A 20,219-nucleotide genomic window follows, 5' to 3' on the forward strand; every position below is an offset into this window, starting at 1 on the left:
CCGTCGCGCCGCCGGTGCCATCCCCATCGGTGTGCGGGTGCGCTATGGTCGTGGCGGATTTCCGCGCAGGCCTTGCCATGCAGATCGCCGTTTTCAGTGCCCGTCCCTACGACCGCCGCTTTCTCGAGGAAGCCAACCAGCACGAGGGGGCAGGGCAGGATTTCCAGTTCGTGTATTTCGACGCGGCGCTGGACGTGCACACCGCCGCGCTGGCACAGGACTGCGCCGCCGTCTGCGTGTTCGTCAACGACAGGCTCGATGCACCGGTGCTGCAGGCCCTGCATGCACTGGGCGTACGCGCGGTGCTGCTGCGCTGTGCCGGCTTCAACAATGTGGACCTGGCCAGCGCGCACGCGCTCGGCCTGTTCGTCGCCCGCGTGCCCGCCTACTCGCCGGAAGCGGTGGCCGAGCACGCACTGGCGCTGGTGATGACCCTCAACCGGCACACCCATCGCGCCTACAACCGCGTGCGTGAGGGCAACTTCATGCTGGATGGCCTGCTCGGCCGCACCCTGCATGGCAAGACCGTGGGCATCGTCGGTACTGGCAAGATCGGGTTGGCCACCGCGCGCATCTTCCGCGGCATGGGCTGCACCGTGCTGGGGCACGATCCGTATCCCTCGCCGGCGTTCGCCGGGATCGGCGCGATGGTTGAACTGGACGAGCTGCTCTCGCGCTCGGACATCGTCTCGCTGCATTGCCCGTTGACCCCGGATACCCAGCACCTGATCGACGACGCCTCGCTGGCGCGGATGAAGCCCGGCGCGATGCTGGTCAACACCTCGCGTGGCGGCCTGGTCGATACCCATGCGGTGATCCGCGCGCTGAAGTCGCGCCGGCTGGGCCACCTGGCCATCGACGTCTACGAGCAGGAAAGCGCGCTGTTCTTCCAGGACCTGTCGGGCGAGATCATCGACGATGAGGCGTTCCAGCGCCTGATGACCTTCCCCAACGTGCTGGTGACCGGCCACCAGGGCTTCTTCACCGTGGAGGCGCTGCAGGAGATCTCGGCGATCACGCTGGGCAACCTGGCCGATTTCGCGGCGGGGCGGGACTGCGGTAACCGGGTGGAGGCGGGTTGAGAGCCCGGGCGGGTGGGCGTTTGACGGCAATCGTCACGACCGCATTGACCGCAGGGGCAGGGCGACCGTAAAATTGCCTGCTTCGCCGGAATAGCTCAGTTGGTAGAGCGGCGCATTCGTAATGCGTAGGTCGTAGGTTCGATTCCTATTTCCGGCACCAGTTGTACAAAAAGCCCCGGCCCTGGTCGGGGCTTTTTTGTGCTCTGGTAGCGCCGGGCCACGCCCGGCGGAATGCGTGGTCCTCCAGTAGTGCCAGTCCATGGCTGGCACCCCAGGATTTTCGAGCCGCGCGACCCACTCAACCCAGCGGCTTCCCAAGTGCTTGGGTCCTGGCACCGTTCCTGACCTGGCAACCGCGGCCGGCCATTCCTGTGCCATGAATACCCAGTCTTGCTTCAAGGCTCTTTCAGGGATTGGAAGGATGCACAGGTTCGGGGGAACTGCAGGCGGTGTGTCGGCCCGCTTTAGGGCATGTGGAGATCGAAGTAGGAAGTGGGGAGCGTTAGGCACCTGGCTGTGCTGTGTGCTGCTGATCGGCTTTGGCTTGTCGTCAGCCGCAATCGCCCAGACAGCGGTCACGTACATCCACACGGACGCGCTTGGCTCGGTTGTGGCCGAGAGCGATGCCAACGACAACGTGATCAAGCGCTATGACTACGAGCCCTACGGCGCCGTGGTAGGTGGTCAATTCACGGACGGACCGGGGTATACCGGGCATGTGAGTGACTCGGCCACCGGGCTGAGCTACATGCAGCAGCGGTACATGGATCCGCAGTTGGGTGTGTTCCTCTCGGTGGATCCGGTGACGGCGTATGAACAGCCCGTTGGGCAGTTCAATCGGTATCGATATGCGACCGGTGATCCGTACAAGTTCACGGATCCGGATGGGCGCAATTCGAATATCCTTGCACCGGTTGTAATCGGTGCGCTTGCAGTTGCGACGGTCTACCATCTGGGTACGACGCCTGAGCAACGTCAGCAGGCAGGGCAAGCGATAGATAGAGGCATAAAAAGGCTTTTCCAAAGAAATGAGGCCGCAGATTCAACGAACAATGCTGGCACGTCTGCACAGCCTGGTGATGCAGATAGGTCCGAAGGCTGTATCTATTGCGTAGATGGATCCAAGACCCAGTCCGGCAAAGATTACATCGGATCAACGGATGACATGGGGCGGAGGCAGCGCGATACTTCCGACGGAGGGGGCCGAAGTGGCGCTGAAAGAATTGGAAGCTATTCCAAAGGCGACGGGACGGGTCGTCAGAACCAAGAGCAGCAGGCTATAAATGATCGAGGTGGCAAAGAAAATTTGGATAGCAAGCGAAATGAGGTAGCTCCCTCTCGATGGGAGGAGCGAGATATCAGGCCACCAGAGAGGTAGCGTCTAAGTGATCAATGAACGCCCCATTCCGGATGCAGCCTTCGAGGATGAGAATGCAGTAGAGATGCTGCGTGTCTGGATTGCAGCAAAAGGGCTGCATTGTTCCATGAAGGTTGGAATGTATAGAGAGCAGTTTGAAGTGCCTGAGGAAAGGGCCTGGGGAAGAATTTTGGCAGACGTTGCACGGCACCTGGCGAACGCGCTGGAAACAGGGTACGGTGCTGATGCGCATGCCTCCCTTCGTGAGATCCAGGAGTGCTTCAATAATGAGCTTGGCAAGAATTCACCTGCAATCAAAGGTGGTTTCATCGATCGTCATTAAGTGATGCTCGTGGTAGCGTAGGTCGCAGGTTCGACTCCTGTTTCCGGCACCAGTTGCATGAAAAGCCCCGGCCCTGGTCGGGGCTTTTTGTTTGGCCGCTGATCCGCTGCCTCGGTAGTGCCAGCCCATGGCTGGCAACGCGGGAACGCCGCACGTATTAGATTGCCCCGACCCGACGCACCGCTTGATACGCATGGCGTCATGCGGGGAATGGATTGACGCCTCCTGTATCAACCCACCGCTGATGCGTGTCGGCCGTCAGTCCCGGTCTGGAGTGAAGACCTCGCCCATACGTCCGAAGGCACTCCAAAACCAACCCACGCTATTGCCCGAACGCGATCACCAGCAAACGGCCTGCCGAGTTGTCCACCAGAAGGACGGGCTTTCCACCTTGGCGGATCTCGAAATACGTCGCAGCGCTGACCATGTTGAATTCCGGCATGCCCGCCACGCTTTCCCTCTGCAACTGCACGCGCAGATCCTCCTGCAGCTGCAGAAACTCCAGATCGGAAAACTCCCGATAGGTGGTGACGTTGATGCGGGCCTCCGGCCGATAGCTGTGCGCGACTAGCGGGCCCAGTGCCAGGACCATCAACAAGGCGGCCCACGCCAACGCCCGCCTGCCGAACCGGCCGAACACTAGCTGCGCACGTGCAGGCAGGCGGTGACCTGGGCAGTAAGGGCAAGGCAAGCCATCATCATGCCCTCCATCACGCGCTCGCCCACGTATTCGTGGGAAGGGCCGTTCTGCCGGGTGCGTTCGGCCGCCAACAGCATCTCCTGCACCACGGTCAGGCCGGCCAGCGCGCAGTCGGCGTCGGCCAATTCCATGCGGCGCCCTGGCCGCAGGTGGATTTCCGGCCACGGGCGCCCATCGGCGGCGGCGCCGGCCTGGATGCTGCGCAGCGTGGAGACGAAGGCGGTGGGGTCCGCTCCAGGCTCGCCCAGGCTCTCGGCATTGGCCGGGTCATGGCGGGCATTCAGTTCAAGATATTCCGATGCGTGCATGGCAGTGCTCCGTGCAGGACAGACAGCAGCGCCACCGGGGGAGGTGGCGGACGGTGCGTGGCGGCAAAACCCGGAGCGTTGCTCAAACCCGGTGGGTGCGTGCAAACACGCACCCCCACGCACCGCCCGCCATGGAACGCGAACGGATTGCCAGCCGGCGCCACGCAGAGGTGGCGCCGGCTGACAAGCGTAAACACAAGCAACGCAACGGGTTTTGCCGACCCGGCCACTCGTTTTCAGTGGCATGCCATGGTGTGCACATCCCAGCCGTTGCTGCCACTTGTGGAGCAGGTGCGGCCAGTGATGTCTTACGCTTCCCGCCTATTTTGACATGCGGGCTGTTGCCCCGAAATGTCCGCCCTTCAAGGCGTTTCCCGGGGCGCGCAGCGCGCCGGCCAAGTGGATGCGTCATGCAGTGCTTCTGCGGCGCAGCGCCCGCACTCGCCGCCAGCCCGCGTCGATCGCGACAACACCGCCAACCTCGCCCGACATTGGGGCAGAGCGTGGCTGAACCTGTTCAGTCGACTGTGCCGAACGAGGCGCCTCGCCGGCCTCGTGGCCGATGCTACGCTGCCGTCCCCGCGCGTTCTGCCCGCAACATTGGCGCGGTGCGACAACGTGTCGCATCCAGATACGGGCCTTTCCTGCGCTTGATCATTGTCAATGCCTTTCTTAAATGGTGGGTGACGGCCTAAAATTGAAAGGCTGACTCGACCCCACCTCACCTGCCTGTCTTCTGGACGGGTGGGCCCGGCTTTGGCCGGTGCGGGCAGGACGGGGAACGGCATTCCCTCGCAATTGGATCGACCGATGATTCCGTTGAAAACCCTTGGGCGCTGGTTGCGCCCGGGCCTGCTGCTCGCATTGCTGGTGATGCTCACCGGCTGCGATGCCGTGGCCATCCTCAGTCCGAAGGGCCAGATCGGCCAGGATGAAAAGACACTGCTGATCACGGCCACCGTGCTCATGCTGCTGGTCGTCATCCCGGTCATCATCATGACCCTGACCTTCGCGTGGAAGTATCGCGCCTCCAACACCAAGGCCCGCTATGAGCCGAAGTGGTCCCACTCGACGGCGATCGAGGTGGTGGTGTGGTCGATCCCCTGCATGATCGTGCTGGTCCTGGCGGTGCTGACCTGGCGGTCCTCGCACGCGCTGGATCCGTACAAGCCCCTGGAATCGGACGTCAAGCCGGTCACCATCCAGGCGATCTCGCTGGACTGGAAGTGGCTGTTCATCTATCCGGAAGAGAAGGTCGCGGTCGTCAACGAGATCAAGTTCCCGGTCAACACCCCGCTGAACTTCGAGATCACCTCCGATACGGTGATGAATGCGTTCTTCATCCCGCACCTGGGCAGCATGATCTATTCGATGGCGGCGATGGAGACCAAGCTCCACCTGATCGCCAACGAGACCGGTGAATTCCCGGGCATGTCTTCGCACTACAGCGGTGCAGGCTTCGCCAAGATGCATTTCACTGCCTACTCGGTCACCGATGCGCAGTACCGCCAGTGGCTGGACCAGGTCCGTGCCGGCCAGCAGAGCCTGGACAAGGCCTCGTTCAAGGCGCTGGGTGAAGCGAAGAATTCCGAGTGGTATCCGGTCACCTACTTCGGCAAGGTTGAAGACAACCTGTTCGACTGGGTCATCGCCAAGCACATGGGCGACAACAAGCACTACGGCATGAAGCATTCCCATGCGGGTGCGGCTGCTGCCGATGCGTCCAGCCATGAAGCGCACGAGGGGCACGCCCCGAGCGACGCGCATGATGCCAAGGAATCCGGGAAGAACCTGGATGCCACCGAAGAACACGAACACGCTGGCCATGAAGGCCACATGGGTTCGGGAGAATGAACATGTTGGGAAAACTCTCTCTTGAGTCGATCCCCCACGATCCAATCGTGCTGACCACCCTGGTCGGTGCGGTGCTGGGTGGCCTGGGCGTGATGGCCCTGATCACCAAGTTCAAGCTGTGGGGCTATCTGTGGAAGGAGTGGTTCACCTCGGTGGATCACAAGAAGATCGGCGTGATGTACATCATCGTCGCCTTCGTCATGCTGCTGCGCGGTTTCTCCGACGCGATCATGATGCGTACCCAGCAGGCCATCGCCGTCGGCGGGTCCGAGGGTTACCTGCCGCCGCACCACTACGACCAGATCTTCACCGCCCACGGCGTGATCATGATCTTCTTCGTGGCGATGCCGCTGATCACCGGCCTGATGAACCTGGCCGTGCCGCTGCAGATCGGTGCGCGCGACGTCGCGTTCCCGTTCGTGAACTCGCTCAGCTTCTGGCTGTTCGTGTCCGGTGCGGTGCTGATCATGCTGTCGCTGTGGATCGGTGAATTCGCCGCCACCGGCTGGCTGGCGTTCCCGCCGTTGTCGGGCATCGAGTACAGCAACAATGTAGGTATGGACTACTACATATGGGGACTACAGGTGGCGGGTCTGGGTACCACGTTGAGTGGTATCAACTTCTTCATCACCATCCTCAAGATGCGCACCCCGAGCATGAAGCTCATGCAGATGCCGGTCTTCACCTGGACCGCTCTGGTGACCAACGTGCTGATCGTCGCCGCCTTCCCGGTGCTGACCATCACCCTGGTGCTGCTGACCCTGGACCGTTACCTGGGTACGCACTTCTTCACCAATGACGGTGGCGGCAACGCCATGCTGTACATCAACCTGATCTGGATCTGGGGCCACCCGGAAGTCTATATCCTGGTGCTGCCGGCCTTCGGCGTGTTCTCCGAGGTCATCGCGACCTTCTCGCGCAAGGCCCTGTTCGGCTACAAGGGCATGGTCTACGCCACCGCCTGCATCGGCGTGCTGTCGTTCATCGTGTGGCTGCACCACTTCTTCACCATGGGCTCGGGTGCCAACGTCAATGCCTTCTTCGGCATCACGACGATGATCATCTCCATCCCCACCGGCGTGAAGATCTTCAACTGGCTGTTCACCATGTTCCGCGGTCGCGTGCAGTTCACCACGCCCGTGCTGTGGACCATCGGCTTCATGGTCACCTTCACCATCGGCGGCATGACCGGCGTGATGCTGGCGATCCCGGCCATCGACTTCGTGCTGCACAACAGCCTGTTCCTGATCGCCCACTTCCACAACGTCATCATCGGCGGCGTGGTGTTCGGCATGTTCGCCGGCATCACCTACTGGTGGCCGAAGATGTTCGGCTTCCGCCTCAACGAGTTCTGGGGCAAGTGCGCGTTCTGGTGCTGGTTCATCGGCTTCTATGTGACCTTCATGCCGATGTACGTGCTGGGCTTCATGGGCATGACCCGTCGTCTGCAGAGCACCGTCAACCCGGCCTACGAGCCGTTCCTGCTGGTGGCCGCTGTGGGCGCCTTCATCGTGGGTGCCGGCATCCTGTGCCAGATCATCCAGGTGGCCGTGTCGATCCGCGACCGCAAGAAGACCGCCGACCTGACCGGCGACCCGTGGGATGCCCGTACGCTGGAGTGGGAAACCTCTTCGCCGCCGGCCTTCTACAACTTCGGCACCCTGCCGGAAGTCACCGAGCTGGACGATTTCTGGGAGCGCAAGCAGCGTGGTGAAGCCTGGCCGAAGCCGGCCAAGTACACCGACATCCACATGCCGCGCAACACCGGCACCGGCGTTGTCATCGGCGCCTTCAGCCTGGTGTTCGGCTTTGCGATGATCTGGCACATCTGGTGGCTGGCCATCATCGGCTTCGTCGGCATGATCGCCACGTTCATCTACCGCACCTTCGACCAGGACGTGGACTACTGGGTCCCGGCTGCCGAGGTGGAACGCATCGAGAACGAACACCGCAAGCACCTGGAAGCCCAGGGCCTGGTGAAGTCGGAGCTGAAGGCATGAGCACCAATACCTCGACCGTGAACCATGGGCACGCCGCACACGCGGCGGCCCATGGCCATGACGACCACGAGCACCACGACACCGGCGGCAACACCGTCTTCGGTTTCTGGGTGTACCTGATGAGCGACTGCCTCATCTTCGCCTCGCTGTTTGCCACCTACGTGGTGCTGGCCGGCGGCACCGATGGTGGCCCCGGCGCGAAGGACCTGTTCGAGCTGCCGTTCGTGGCGTGGGAAACCGCGCTGCTGCTGACCTCGTCGCTGACCTTCGGCCTGGGCATGATTTCCATGCACCGCAAGCAGGTCGGCCAGATGTTCCTGTGGCTGGGCATCACCTGGCTGCTGGGCTTCGGCTTCATGTGCATGGAAGTCTATGAATTCCAGCACCTGATCCATCAGGGCTACGGTCCGGACCGCAGTGCGTTCCTGTCGGCGTTCTTCGCCCTGGTCGGTACCCACGGCCTGCACGTCAGCGCCGGCCTGCTGTGGCTGCTGGTGATGTTCGTGCAGCTGAAGAAGTACGGCCTGACCCCGACCAACAAGACCCGCATGGCGTGCCTGAGCCTGTTCTGGCACTTCCTGGACCTGATCTGGATCGGCGTGTTCTCCGTCGTCTACCTCAATGGAGCGCTGTAATGGCACATGACAACCATGCACACGACCACGCCGCCGGCGGCGAAAGCCACGGCACCGTGAAGTCGTACCTGATCGGCTTCGTGCTGGCGGTGGTGCTGACCGTCATCCCGTTCTACATGGTGATGTCGGGTGATTTCTCGCGCACCGTCAACGGTGTGGTGATCGCCATCACCGCGGTGCTGCAGATGCTGGTCCACCTGGTGTTCTTCCTGCACCTGGACCGCTCGTCGGAGAGCCGCTGGAACGTCAACGCTGCGGCCTTCACCGTGGTGGTGATCGGCATCATCGTGGTCGGTACCCTGTGGGTCATGCACAACATGAACGTGCACATGATGCACTGACGTCTTCGCGACGTTGCCACGCAGAAAGGCCGCCCCCGGGCGGCCTTTTTGTTTGTTGCGCGATCGCGGGGAACGCATCCACGCATGGCGTGGATCTACCAGTCACCGCGAAGTCCCCGCACAGTAGATCCACGCCATGCGTGGATGCGGTTGCCGTTCAATGCACCGGAGGAAGCAGTAGATCCACGCCATGCGTGGATGCAGTTGCCTCTCAACCCACCTTGCGCAGGAATTCCTCGGCCTCCATCGGCCGCCCCAGGTGGTAACCCTGCAGCTGGTCGCAGCCCAGCTCGCTCAGGTAATCGCGCTGGGCCTGGGTCTCCACGCCCTCGGCCACCACCTGCAGCTGCAGGGTACGGCCCAGCGCGATGATCGAGGACACGATGGCGGAATCTTCGTCATTGCGTTCAAGGTCATGCACGAACGCCCGGTCGATCTTCAGCTCGGTGGCCGGCATGCGCTTGAGGTACAGCAGGCTGGAATAGCCGGTACCGAAATCATCGATGGCGATGTGCACGCCCATCGCGGTCAGATCGTTGAGGATCGCCAGGCTGGCCTCGACATCCTTCATCGCCGTGGTTTCGGTGATCTCCAGGGTCAGCCGCGCCGGGTCGATGCGATGCCGCTGCAGGACCGAACGCACGCTTTCAAGCAGGGCCGGCGAGGCGAACTGCAGCGGCGACAGGTTCACCGCCATCGTCCAATGGCTGTGTCCGCCGTCATGCCAGGCGCGCAGCTGCGCGCACGCCTGGTCCAGCACCCAGTCGCCGATCGGCAGGATCAGGCCGCTGCGCTCGGCGATGGGAATGAACACGTCCGGCGCCAGCAGGCCCAGTTCCGGGTGCTGCCAGCGCAGCAGCGCCTCGGCGCCGGTGGCCGGTGCATCGGCCGCCGGGAATTTCGGCTGGTAGTGCAGCAGCAGCTCGTTGCGCGCGATCGCCTTGCGCAGGTCCTGCAGCAGCCGCAGCTGGCGGTTGGCACTGAGCTGCATCGAGGGAATGAAGAAGGTGTAGCCGTTCCGGCCGGTTTCCTTGGTGTGGTACATCGCCGCATCGGCATGTGCCATCAACTCGCGTTCGTCGCTGGCATCGTCCGGATACAGGGCAATGCCCAGGCTGGCGGTAACCTGCAGTTCGGCAGCGTCCAGCACGAACGGTTCACCGGCCGCGGCGATCACCCGCTCGGCGACCACCGCCGCATCATCAGGTGCATCGATGGCCAGCACGATCACGAACTCGTCGCCGCCGAGGCGGGCGAGGGTGTCCTGCGGGCGCAGCTGCGCGCCCAGGCGCTGGGCCACCGCGACCAGCAGGCGGTCACCCAGCTGGTGGCCATAGGCATCGTTGACGGCCTTGAAGCCATCCAGGTCGCAGAACATCACCGCCACCGACTGCTGGCGGCGTTGCGCCTTCTCGATGGCCTGCTCGATGCGATCCTGCAGCAGCATGCGGTTCGGCAGCTGGGTCAGCGGATCGTGCAGTGCGGCCTGGATCAGCTTGTCGTTGGCGTGTGCCAGGGAATCGGCCAGCAGGCCGGTGCGCACGCGCATCTGGCGGTCGAACAGCGAGGCCACCAGGGCGATGCCGAGCGTGGCCAGGGTGGTCACGATCACCAGCACTGCCAGCCAGCGGGGATCGATGCCGCCGCTGCCGATGGCGCCGCAGACGCTGCCTGGCGGGAAGCGCGCGGCGGCCATGCCGGTGTAGTGCATGCCGACGATGGCCAGGCCCATCACCAGCGACGCCAGCATCCGCAGGCGCACCGTGTTGCGCTGTTCCACGCGCAGCCGGAAGGCAATCCACAACGCTGCACCGGCGGCAGCGATGGCCACTGCGATCGACGCGGCAAACCAGCCGGGGTGGTAATCGATACCAGGCTGCATGCGCATGGCGGCCATGCCCAGGTAGTGCATGGCGGCGATACCCAGTCCCATCAGCACCGCACCCGCGGCCAGCCGCTGCAACGGCAGGCTGGGGCGCGACACCAGCCACAGCGCATAGGCCGACGCGACGATCGACACCGCCAGCGAATACAGGGTGATCGCCAGGTCGTAACCGACCGGAACCGGCAGCTTGAAGGCCAGCATCGCGATGAAGTGCATCGACCAGATGCCCAGGCCCATCGCGGCGGCACCGCCGGCCAGCCACCAGCGGGCGACCCGGCCCTGGGCCGTGGCCAGGCGGCCGGCCATATCCAGCGCGGTATACGATGCCAGCATGGCCACCAGCAACGAGATGGCGACCAGGCTCTGACTGTAACTACCAGTCATGTTGAATCCAGAGGAGGAGGGAGGGGCGCCCGCAAGGCGCACGCCCGCCACCGCTATCGGCACCGACGGGTGGGACTTGAGTGGTCGCAGCAGCTGCGACCCGGCTCGGCTATCCTGCCACGCTCGTTGCCCCTGCAGGAAATCTCCGATGGCCAAAGCCCGCACCGCGTATGTCTGCAATGAATGCGGCGCCGAATACAGCAAGTGGCAAGGCCAGTGCACCGAGTGCAATGCCTGGAACTCGCTGTCGGAAATCGTCCTTGAGAGCGCTGCGGCGGCCAAGGCGCCCGCCTCGCGCCGTGCCGGCTGGGCGGGCAAGATCGACCCGCCGAAGATCACCGCACTGAAGGACGTGGCGCAGACCGAACACAACCGGGTCAGCACTGGCATCGGTGAATTCGACCGCGTGCTCGGCGGCGGCCTGGTCGAGGGCGCGGTGGTGCTGGTCGGTGGTGATCCGGGCATCGGCAAATCCACCCTGCTGCTGCAGGCGGTGGCGAAGATGGCTGCGGTCCTGCCGGTGCTCTACGTCACCGGTGAAGAATCACTGGCCCAGGTCGCCGGCCGCGCGCATCGGCTGGAGCTGCCGCTGGAGGGCGTCAACGCGCTGGCCGAGACCGGTGTCGAATCCATCCTGCAGCACGCCACCAAGAGTGGGCCGCGGCTGATCGTGGCCGATTCGGTACAGACCCTCTGGACCGAGACGCTGACCGCCGCGCCCGGTTCGGTCAGCCAGGTGCGCGAGAGTGCCGCACGGCTGGTGCGTTTCGCCAAGGAAACCGGAACCGCCGTGTTCCTGGTCGGCCATGTGACCAAGGAAGGCGGCATCGCCGGCCCGCGCGTGCTGGAGCACATGGTCGATGCCGTGCTGTATTTCGAGGGCGAGAGTGGCAGCCGCTTCCGCCTGCTGCGCGCGTTCAAGAACCGCTTTGGTGCGGTCAACGAGCTGGGCGTGTTCGCGATGGGCGACAAGGGCCTGAAGGAGGTCTCCAATCCGTCGGCGATCTTCCTTTCCGGTGCCAGCACGCACCAGCCGGGCAGCTGCGTGATGGTTACCCGCGAGGGCACCCGGCCGCTGCTGGTGGAAGTGCAGGCGCTGGTCGACGCCTCGCCGCTGTCCAATCCGCGCCGCGTGGCGGTGGGGCTGGAGCAGAACCGCCTGGCCATGCTGCTGGCGGTGCTGCATCGGCATGGCGGCGTGCTGGTCGGCGACCAGGACGTGTTCGTCAACGTGGTCGGCGGCATCCGCGTGCAGGAGACCGCCGCCGACCTGCCGGTGCTGCTGGCGGTGCTGTCCTCGCTGCAGGACCGTCCGCTGGCCGAGAAGACCATCGCGTTCGGCGAAGTCGGCCTGTCCGGTGAAATCCGGCCGGTGCCCAACGGCGAGGACCGCCTGCGGGAGGCGGCGACCCACGGTTTCAAGCGCGCCATCGTGCCCAAGGCCAATGCCCCCAAGGGCGGCTCGGTGAAGGGCATGGAAGTGATCGCGGTCGAACGCCTGTCCGAGGCCATCGACGCGGCGTGACCGGGGTCGGGTCCGTGCTCGGACCTGCAGATGCAGCCGACGGCACAGCAGCGGTCAGCCAGCCTGTGCTAGTTTTCCCGGCTCGACGAAGGCGCCCCCTGGCGCCTTTCCGTGGCAAGGAGTAATCGTTTACATGCAGGACCCGATGTTCAGCACCCCCGCCGCCGAAATCCGCCGCGCCGGGGTCGATCTCAATGGACTGATGACGGTGCTGGGCAAGCACCTGTATTCCACGCCGATGGTGGCGCTGCGCGAGCTTGTGCAGAACGCGCACGATTCGATCATCCGTCGCCGCATCGAGCAGCCCGGCATCCAGAGTGTGTCGCGCATCGACGTGCAGGTCGATGTCGCCGCCGGTGTGCTGCGCATCACCGATACCGGTGCCGGCCTGACCCGGCAGGAAATCCACGATTACCTGGCCACGGTCGGTGTCGGCTACACCCGGGGCCTGCGCCAGGACGGCGAGGACGATGAAGGCCTGATCGGCATGTTCGGCCTGGGTTTCCTGTCGGCCTTCGTATTGGCGCGCCGTGTCAGCGTGCGCACCACCTCGTACCAGGCGCCGCAGCTGGGCCACCTGTACGTGTCCAGCAACGCCGAGCAGTACACCGTCAGCGAAGTGCCGGCGCGCGCGATCGGCACCGAGGTCGAGCTGGAGCTGCATCCGGACTTCCTGCCGCTGGCCAACGAAGCGCGCCTGCACGAGGTGCTGGGCCGCTACTGCGCGCTGCTGTCCGAGCCGATCTTCATCGGTGCGGCGACGGCCGCGATCAATCCCGAACCGCCGCCGTGGCGCGGGCAGGGTGACGTCGCCCTGCATCCGGTGCAGGCACGCCGCCAGGCGCAGCAGTTCGCGGCCCGTTTCGAACACGATTTCGAGCCCATCGTGACGATGCCGCTGCAGCCCGATGGCAGCAGCGACGCCGTCGGCATGCTCTGGGTGCAGGACGGTGCCACCTACGGCACCAGCGACAACCGCAACCTGTCGGTGTTCGTGCGCGGCATGCTGCTGGACGACGATGCGCGCGACCTGCTGCCGCCTTGGGCCGGTTTCATCGGCGGGGTGATCGAATCGTCGAAGCTGACCCCGACCGCCAGCCGCGAGGACCTGCAGCGCGATGACCACTATCGCGCCGTGCAGCACGCCCTGCTGGAAGCGCTGATCGATGGCCTGGCCGACGTCGCCCGGCAGCAGCCCGAAGCCTGGCGCCGCGTGCTCAGCCGCCACAATGAAGCCCTGCTGGGCGCGGCGCTGTGCGATGAGCGCCTGTTCGACCTGCTGCTGGAACACGTGCGCGTGCCGACTTCGCAGGGTGACCTGCCGGCCAGCGCGTTGCCGGCGCGCGGCGCAGTGCATGTGATCCTCGACAACGGTGGTGGCTTCGAGGAAATGCTGTTCCGCGCGATGGGCGTGCCGGTCGCGCATGGTCATCGCTACGCGGTGGTGCCGTTCCTGCGGCGCTGGGCCCAGGCCAAGGGCCTGCGCCTGGTCGAACTGGGTACCGAGCAGGGCAACCGCGCACTGTTCCGCACCGACGACAGCCTTGACGATACGCAGCTGGCCTGGCTGCGCGAACACCTGGGCGACGGCGAACAGCTGCTGCCGGCGCGGTTCAGCCCCGAGGCGCTGCCGGTGGTGGTGGTGCCCGACCGCGAGGCCGAACTGAAGCAGCGCCTGGAAGACGACGAGAACGACAAGCGCGTATCGATGGCGGCACTGCGGCTGGCGCGCCAGTTCACCGCGCGCATCGAGGCGCGTGCGCCGTCGCGGCTGTACCTCAACCTGGACAATCCAGCGGTGCAGGCGTTGCTGCAGGCCCAGCGCGAGGGCCACCCGCAGGCCGGGGCGGCAGCGCGCCTGCTGCGCTCGCTGAAGATCATCGTGTCCGCACAGGGCCGGCCGCTGCAGCAGAGCGCGGCGACGCCGGGCCCCGATCTCAATGGTGCATTTACCGACATTGCCGGTGCCCTGCAGCAGATGCTGCGCTGAGCACCGCTATCCCCTCTCATCCAGCCTTCGCTAGACAGGAGCATTACCCCCATGGATATCTGGAACTGGGTCGAAAAACTGCAGGAAGACCTGCGCCAGGCAGGCCAGGCGCAGAACGCCCACCTGCTGACCCGCCTTGCCGATGAAGTCAGTGAACTGCAGGTCGACCGCGTCGATGCACTGCTGCCCGAAGCGCGCGCGCTGGGCAAGGCGCTGGACAACCCCTGGGTCGACGTCTATGTCGGCCATTGGGCGCTGCGCAACCGCGTCGGCAACCGCGTGGAAGGCGAAAGCGCGCTGGGCGAGTCGGTGGCGCTGTTCGAGCGCGCACACCGTGCCGATACCCTGGACTGCCCGCAGTCGATCTGCGTCACCCAGGATCTTGCCGCCTGCTACGGCAACATCGATGGTCCGGGCTGGGTGCCCGAACGCATCGAGGTCTGCGACGAGACGCTGGGCCGCATCGACCCGAGCTGGGCCTGCTTCCAGTGCCTGAGCTGCGAGAAGGCCGACGCGCTGCTGGACGACGGCCGCGGCCAGGACGCGCTGGATTACCTGCAGGTGCAGGCGGCGGCGATCCAGGCGCGCGGCAAGGAAGTGTTCGACAGCTTCCCTGAAATGCAGATCAAGATCCTGCTGGCCAGCGGCCGTGCGCAGGAAGCGCTGGCGCTGATCGAGAAGCGCGAAGCCGAAGTGGCCGCTGCGGGCGAATACGAGCCTGCCAACTGCACGGTGCCGCGCCGGCTGTCCAAGGCCTGGGCACTGGCCCAGCTGGGGCGCGATGAAGAGGCGCTGCAGCAGCTGGTGCCCTGGAGCGAGCTGACGCCGAATCACTGGCGGTTGTGGGCCAATACCGCTTCGACACTGTGCAGCCGTGATGCCGCCCGCAACACCTGGGATCTGGGAACGCGCTTCAACACGATCATCGAACACTTCGCCGCTGTCGGCGCGCATCGCCTGGTGATCGAGATCGCCGCGTTGAGCCTGGAGCTGGCCCTGCAGCGCGGTGCACGCTGGGTGGCGCAGCGCCAGCTGGGTCTGGCCCGCACCCATCTGGCGCAGCTGCGCCAGGACCGTGGCGCGGCCGCGCTGGTGGCCGGTCTGGCGGCACGCATCGAAGCGCTGCCGCAGATGGCGCCGCTGCCGGTGCCTGCCGATGAGCTGCTGGCGTGGCTGGAAGCGCAGGGCGAACAGAACCAGTCGCGCGATCCCGAGCGCGAAGCGCAGTGGCTGCTGCAGGCGCACGCCGAGCGGCCGGACGACGGCGCGCTGGCCGAAGTTGCCGCCTCGGCGCTGCATGCCTGTGGCGCGAAGAGCGAAGCGCAGGCGCTGCTGTGGGACTTCGTGCGCGGCCACGCGCAGGAAGACGGCGCGGCGGCCTACACGCTGATGCGTTGGCTGGCCGAGCAGGGCGATGATGATGGCCTGCGCAGGCTGGCCGCGACCTACCGCGACAGCGTGCCGGTGTTCGCGCACTGGTGCGAGGTGCAGCGTGCACGGCGCGCGTCCGACTGGCCTGCACTGGAACAGGCCGCGCAGGCATTGCTGGCGTTGTCGCCAGGTTCGAACGGCGCACGCGGGACGCTTGCCCGCATGTACATGGAGACCGGCCGCTTCAGCGAAGCACAGGCCTGCTATGCGCAGCTGGTGGAACTGCTGGAAGAGCCCAGTGCCGCGCATTGGGACCATATGAGTGCGGCCAGTGCGGCGCGCGACTGGGATGCGGTGCGCCGCTCGGCGGCAGCAATCGGCATGGAACTGTCCAGCCAGCAGGGTGTGGTCGAAGAGCCCTGGGGCTGGGTGATCATCCGCAGCGAAGAAGGCGGCGAGCCGATGGAGTACTACGCCCGCCGCAGCGGCCCGGTGACCGCGCGCATCGTCGAGAACGCACCGGCCAACCGCGCGCAGCAGGTGGGGGACTGGGTGGTGTTCGACGCCGGCCTGGTACACCCCGCACCAGAGGACGAAGCGGAGCGCGAGCACTTCATTCCGACCTATGCGCAGGTGCATGTGCTGGAGCGGGGTGGTTTCGCGCGCAGCTGGCTGGTCGACGGCGCGCACCCGGGCGAGGAGGCATGGAACGCTTTCGTGGAGGCAGCCGAGGGACAGGGCTGGAAGGTGTGGTCGCACAGCCGTGCGGACTACACCGTGACCGATCCGGATGCGGAAGACGGGACGTTGCCGGGCCTGTTGTTCACCGTCGCCCAGCCGCAGGACCATGCGCCGCTGGCGCTGCACCGCTTCCTGCAGCAGGCCACGGCGGATTGGGCACATCCACACTGCTGGCTGCGCCTGGCCGAGGCCTGCGACCAGGACCGCCAGCCGCATCTGGACGCGATCGAACGGTACGGGTTGTAATCCGCCGATATCGGGGGTGCCAGCCGCTGGCCGGCAACCCCATGGAATCACGCGTTGCCGGCCAGCGGCCGGCACTACCACCAGGGAATTGGAACATGCGGAAGACAGGGATGTGGGTGATCATCGGCCTGCTGCTGGCCCCCACCGTGCAGGCCGCGCCGGCCTGCCAGCAACCGGCTGACGTGGCGCGGGCCTTCTTCGAAGCGACCACCGGCAAGGGCGACCTGCTGGAGCCGCCGCAGGCACTGGCCAGTGCGGCGTTTGCCAAGGCGCTGCACGGCGAGCGTGCCTGCCAGGTGCGCGAAGAGGGCATCTGCACGCTCGATTCCGATCCGTGGCTGGACGCGCAGGACGGGGAGATCGACAGCCCGGTGCGCTACAGCTGGAAGCAGGCCTCGGCCACGGCCGGCCAGGTCGAAATGCGCTATCCGGTCTGGGGCAAGGCCTACGTGACCCGCGTGCCGATGGTGCGCAAAGGGGAGGGCTGCTGGCAGGTCGACGACATCCTCACCAACAGCGGTCGCTCGGTGCGCAGGATCCTGGCCCAACCGCTGCCCTGAGCATCCGGGGCATCCACGCATGGCGTGGATCTACCGCGCTCCCATTGTCGGCCGGCGGCCGGCACGACCAGGTGATGTTGGGGTGGGTGCCGACCGTTGGTCGGCACGCCTCTAGCGCGAATGCCCGAACACCAGCTCGATCACGAATTGGCTGCCGAAGAACGCCAGCAGCAGCAACAGCATCGCCGTCAGCGTCCAATGCACGGCCTTCGTGCCGCGCCAGCCATAGCGGCGGCGGCCGATCAGCAGCACGCCGAACACGATCCACGACAGCACGCTCAGCACCGTCTTGTGCACCAGCTTCTGCGCCAGCAGGTCGTCGACGAACAGCACGCCGGTAACCAGGGTCAGGGTCAGCAGGGCGAAGCCGACGGTGATCACCCTGAACAGCAGCGATTCCAGATCGGCCATCGGCGGCAGCGCACGCAGCCACGGACGGAATTCACGGCGCCGCAGCGCACGCTCCTGCAGCCACAGCATGATCGCCAGCAGCGCGGCGATGCTCAGCGTGGCGTAGGCCAGCAGTGCCAGCCAGGCGTGGCTGGCCAGGCGCCAGCCCAGCACCTTGCTCGGTTCATGGCCATAGCCGTGGTAGACCACCAGCAGCAGCGCGGCCAGCGGGAACACCACTACGCCCAGGGTGGACATGCGCCCGCGCGCGCCCACCAGCGAGGTCAGCCAGGCCATTCCCAGGCCGACCAGCGACAACGCGGCGAAGAAGTGCATGTCCGGGCCGCCGGTCGTGCGCATCGCCACCAGCACGTGGTAACCGCCATGCAGCAGCATCGCCGGCAGCGCAGGCCACAGCCAGGCGGGCGAGGTCACCCCGTCGTTGCGACCAAGGGCGCGCACCAGCAGGGCGCTGGCGGCCAGGTAGAGCAGGACGGCGATGAGAACGATTGTCATCGTTGAAGTTTCGCATACCCCCGCGGTGCTGGCGACGGGCGTGGCGTCGCAGTCCGGGGAGCGCGATGGACCCGTTATACTGTGGGCCTTATTGTCCCCCGCTTTCAGACAGGTTGCGCCGCATGTTCGAGTCCCTGACCCAGCGCCTTTCCGGCACCATCGAGCGCCTGCGCGGCCGTGGCCGCCTGACCGAAGAGAACATCCGCGAGGCGACCCGCGAGGTCCGCATCGCGCTGCTTGAAGCCGACGTCGCGCTGCCGGTGGTGCAGGCCCTGATCGAACGCATCAAGGTGCGTGCGGTCGGCCAGGAAGTGCTGAAGTCGCTGACCCCGGGCCAGGCCCTGATCAAGGTCGTGCGCGACGAGCTGACCGCGGTGATGGGCGCCGAAGCCAGCGACCTGAACCTCAACGTTCCCGCGCCGGCCATCATCCTGATGGCGGGCCTGCAGGGCGCCGGCAAGACCACCACGGTCGGCAAGCTGGCCAAGCACCTGAAGGAAAAGCGCAAGAAGAAGGTGATGGTGGTCTCGGCGGACGTCTACCGTCCGGCGGCGATCGAGCAGCTGAAGACGCTGGCCGACCAGGTGGGCGTGCTGTTCTTCCCGTCCAGCGCCGAGCAGAAGCCGGAGGCCATCGTCCGCGCCGCCATCGATGACGCGCGCAAGTCGTTCGTCGACGTGCTGCTGGTCGATACCGCCGGCCGCCTGGCCATCGACGAAGCGATGATGGCCGAGATCAAGGCCCTGCACGCTGCGGTCAACCCGGCTGAAACGCTGTTCGTGGTCGATGCCATGACCGGCCAGGACGCGGCCAATACCGCCAAGGCCTTCGGTGATGCGCTGCCGCTGACCGGCGTGGTCCTGACCAAGACCGACGGTGACGCCCGTGGCGGCGCCGCGCTGAGCGTGCGCTACATCACCGGCAAGCCGATCAAGTTCGTCGGTGTCAGCGAAAAGCCGGAAGGCCTGGACGTGTTCCACCCGGACCGTATCGCCAGCCGCATCCTCGACATGGGCGACGTGCTGTCGCTGGTCGAGCAGGTCGAGCAGCAGGTCGACAAGGACAAGGCGCAGAAGCTGGCCGAGAAGGTCGCCAAGGGCAAGAAGTTCGATCTGAACGACATGCGCGACCAGCTCGAGCAGATGCAGAACATGGGCGGCATCGGCGGCCTGATGGACAAGCTGCCGGGCCTGGGCCAGATTCCCGAGCACCTCAAGCAGCAGGTCAGCCAAGGCAAGGAAGTGCCGCGCATGATCGCCATCATCGGCTCGATGACCAAGAAGGAACGGCGCAACCCGAACCTGCTCAATGGCTCGCGTCGCGCCCGCATCGCCAAGGGCTCGGGCGTGACCCCGGCCGACGTCAACAAGCTCATGAAGCAGTACATGCAGATGGAAAAGATGATGAGCAAGATGGCCGGTGGCGGCATGAAGGGCATGATGCGCAGCATGAAGGGCATGATGGGCGCCATGGGCGGCCGTGGCATGCCGTTCCGCTGAGCGCGCGCTGTATCGGACGCTTGAACAACCCGCGGAATCAATCAAAGGAATGTGCATGAACAAGTCGATCGTGGTGATGGCGCTGGCCCTGGGCCTGGTTGCCTGCAAGGACGACACCTCCGTGTCGCAGAAGGCCGGTAGTGCCATCAGTGGTACCGCTGCCGATTTCGTCGCCGGGCTGGGCGAGGGCGTGGACAAGCGCATGAACGTGACGCTGCAGGCCGATCCGGGCCTGGTCGCGCAGGGCCTCACCGTCACCCTCGGCAAGAGCCGTGGCATGGGCTCCAAGGACGCGGCGGTGTACGTGGTGGCCGACAAGGCGTTCAAGGGCAAGCTGGTGGCGCGTGCGCTGGATGCCGAGGGCACCGAGATCGGTCGCGCCAGCGCCGAGGAAGAGTTCGCCGCTGATGACGCGCGCTACGTGACGTTCAAGTTCAACGAAGAAATGGACAGCCAGCTGGTCCGCACCTACGCGGTGTCTGCACGCTGAGC

The 20,219-nt window shown here is 65.4% G+C and carries 17 protein-coding genes and 1 tRNA gene; 14 read left to right on the forward strand and 4 right to left on the reverse strand.

Annotated elements, in window-relative coordinates:
• Positions 1 to 77: 77 nt before the first annotated feature.
• From ABIA73_RS03760 to ABIA73_RS03775, 4 genes are all read left to right on the forward strand, one after another.
• Positions 78 to 1,082, forward strand: a complete 1,005-nt coding sequence (locus ABIA73_RS03760; protein WP_263929741.1) for a 2-hydroxyacid dehydrogenase — start codon at positions 78 to 80, stop codon at positions 1,080 to 1,082.
• An 84-nt stretch (positions 1,083 to 1,166) separates the two neighbouring features.
• Positions 1,167 to 1,242, forward strand: a tRNA-Thr gene (locus ABIA73_RS03765).
• A gap of 363 nt (positions 1,243 to 1,605) precedes the next feature.
• A complete protein-coding gene (locus ABIA73_RS03770; RefSeq protein ID WP_263929740.1) occupies positions 1,606 to 2,460 on the forward strand; it encodes an RHS repeat-associated core domain-containing protein in 855 nt (284 codons plus the stop codon).
• A gap of 7 nt (positions 2,461 to 2,467) precedes the next feature.
• Positions 2,468 to 2,782, forward strand: a complete 315-nt coding sequence (locus ABIA73_RS03775; protein ID WP_227417111.1) for a DUF5076 domain-containing protein — start codon at positions 2,468 to 2,470, stop codon at positions 2,780 to 2,782.
• A gap of 322 nt (positions 2,783 to 3,104) precedes the next feature.
• Here the strand turns inward: ABIA73_RS03775 and ABIA73_RS03780 are convergent, their stop codons facing one another.
• Positions 3,105 to 3,374 (reverse strand): hypothetical protein, encoded by a 270-nt coding sequence (locus tag ABIA73_RS03780; protein WP_133119320.1) that lies wholly within the window; start codon positions 3,372 to 3,374, stop codon positions 3,105 to 3,107.
• Positions 3,375 to 3,421: 47 nt separating this feature from the next.
• On the reverse strand, positions 3,422 to 3,790 hold the full coding sequence (locus ABIA73_RS03785) for a hypothetical protein (protein ID WP_025873835.1): 369 nt from the start codon (positions 3,788 to 3,790) through the stop codon (positions 3,422 to 3,424).
• A gap of 810 nt (positions 3,791 to 4,600) precedes the next feature.
• On the opposite strand from ABIA73_RS03785, the gene cyoA reads away from it, so the two are divergent.
• The 4 genes from cyoA to cyoD are packed head-to-tail and all read left to right on the forward strand — an operon-like array spanning position 4,601 to position 8,620.
• Positions 4,601 to 5,644 carry a ubiquinol oxidase subunit II gene (gene cyoA, locus ABIA73_RS03790; protein ID WP_223482131.1) on the forward strand — a complete coding sequence of 348 codons (1,044 nt, stop codon included), beginning with the start codon at positions 4,601 to 4,603 and terminating at the stop codon, positions 5,642 to 5,644.
• Between the two features lie 2 nt (positions 5,645 to 5,646).
• Positions 5,647 to 7,644, forward strand: a complete 1,998-nt coding sequence (cyoB, locus tag ABIA73_RS03795; RefSeq protein ID WP_025873833.1) for a cytochrome o ubiquinol oxidase subunit I — start codon at positions 5,647 to 5,649, stop codon at positions 7,642 to 7,644.
• The gene (gene cyoC, locus ABIA73_RS03800) at positions 7,641 to 8,279 is read left to right on the forward strand and encodes a cytochrome o ubiquinol oxidase subunit III (protein ID WP_176021359.1); all 639 of its coding nucleotides are present in this window, start codon (positions 7,641 to 7,643) and stop codon (positions 8,277 to 8,279) included. The genes cyoB and cyoC overlap by 4 nt, the downstream gene beginning before the upstream one ends.
• Entirely contained in the window at positions 8,279 to 8,620 is a 342-nt protein-coding gene (gene cyoD / locus ABIA73_RS03805; RefSeq protein ID WP_025873831.1) for a cytochrome o ubiquinol oxidase subunit IV, read from the forward strand. The genes cyoC and cyoD overlap by 1 nt, the downstream gene beginning before the upstream one ends.
• A 211-nt stretch (positions 8,621 to 8,831) precedes the next feature.
• Here cyoD and ABIA73_RS03810 read toward each other — a convergent pair whose 3' ends face one another.
• Positions 8,832 to 10,889 (reverse strand): putative bifunctional diguanylate cyclase/phosphodiesterase, encoded by a 2,058-nt coding sequence (locus ABIA73_RS03810; protein ID WP_354275451.1) that lies wholly within the window; start codon positions 10,887 to 10,889, stop codon positions 8,832 to 8,834.
• Between the two features lie 148 nt (positions 10,890 to 11,037).
• Here ABIA73_RS03810 and radA point away from each other — a divergent pair, with 148 nt between their 5' ends.
• From radA to ABIA73_RS03830, 4 genes are all read left to right on the forward strand, one after another.
• On the forward strand, positions 11,038 to 12,414 hold the full coding sequence (radA, locus tag ABIA73_RS03815) for a DNA repair protein RadA (RefSeq protein ID WP_025873829.1): 1,377 nt from the start codon (positions 11,038 to 11,040) through the stop codon (positions 12,412 to 12,414).
• A gap of 133 nt (positions 12,415 to 12,547) precedes the next feature.
• Positions 12,548 to 14,404, forward strand: coding sequence for an ATP-binding protein (locus ABIA73_RS03820; RefSeq protein ID WP_080149397.1), 1,857 nt, complete (start codon positions 12,548 to 12,550; stop codon positions 14,402 to 14,404).
• Positions 14,405 to 14,455: 51 nt separating this feature from the next.
• Positions 14,456 to 16,762 (forward strand): tetratricopeptide repeat protein, encoded by a 2,307-nt coding sequence (locus ABIA73_RS03825; RefSeq protein ID WP_223482133.1) that lies wholly within the window; start codon positions 14,456 to 14,458, stop codon positions 16,760 to 16,762.
• 95 nt (positions 16,763 to 16,857) lie between these two features.
• The gene (locus ABIA73_RS03830) at positions 16,858 to 17,322 is read left to right on the forward strand and encodes a hypothetical protein (protein ID WP_105163668.1); all 465 of its coding nucleotides are present in this window, start codon (positions 16,858 to 16,860) and stop codon (positions 17,320 to 17,322) included.
• A gap of 111 nt (positions 17,323 to 17,433) precedes the next feature.
• Here the strand turns inward: ABIA73_RS03830 and ABIA73_RS03835 are convergent, their stop codons facing one another.
• Positions 17,434 to 18,228 carry a cytochrome C assembly family protein gene (locus tag ABIA73_RS03835; protein WP_025873825.1) on the reverse strand — a complete coding sequence of 265 codons (795 nt, stop codon included), beginning with the start codon at positions 18,226 to 18,228 and terminating at the stop codon, positions 17,434 to 17,436.
• Between the two features lie 122 nt (positions 18,229 to 18,350).
• Here ABIA73_RS03835 and ffh point away from each other — a divergent pair, with 122 nt between their 5' ends.
• Both ffh and ABIA73_RS03845 read left to right on the forward strand, forming a co-directional pair.
• The gene (gene ffh / locus ABIA73_RS03840) at positions 18,351 to 19,727 is read left to right on the forward strand and encodes a signal recognition particle protein (RefSeq protein WP_025873824.1); all 1,377 of its coding nucleotides are present in this window, start codon (positions 18,351 to 18,353) and stop codon (positions 19,725 to 19,727) included.
• Between the two features lie 55 nt (positions 19,728 to 19,782).
• Positions 19,783 to 20,217, forward strand: a complete 435-nt coding sequence (locus tag ABIA73_RS03845) for a hypothetical protein (protein WP_354275452.1) — start codon at positions 19,783 to 19,785, stop codon at positions 20,215 to 20,217.
• Positions 20,218 to 20,219 lie beyond the last annotated feature (2 nt).

The sequence above is a fragment of the Stenotrophomonas sp. 2694 genome (assembly GCF_040548715.1).
Classification (GTDB): Bacteria; Pseudomonadota; Gammaproteobacteria; order Xanthomonadales; family Xanthomonadaceae; genus Stenotrophomonas; species Stenotrophomonas indicatrix.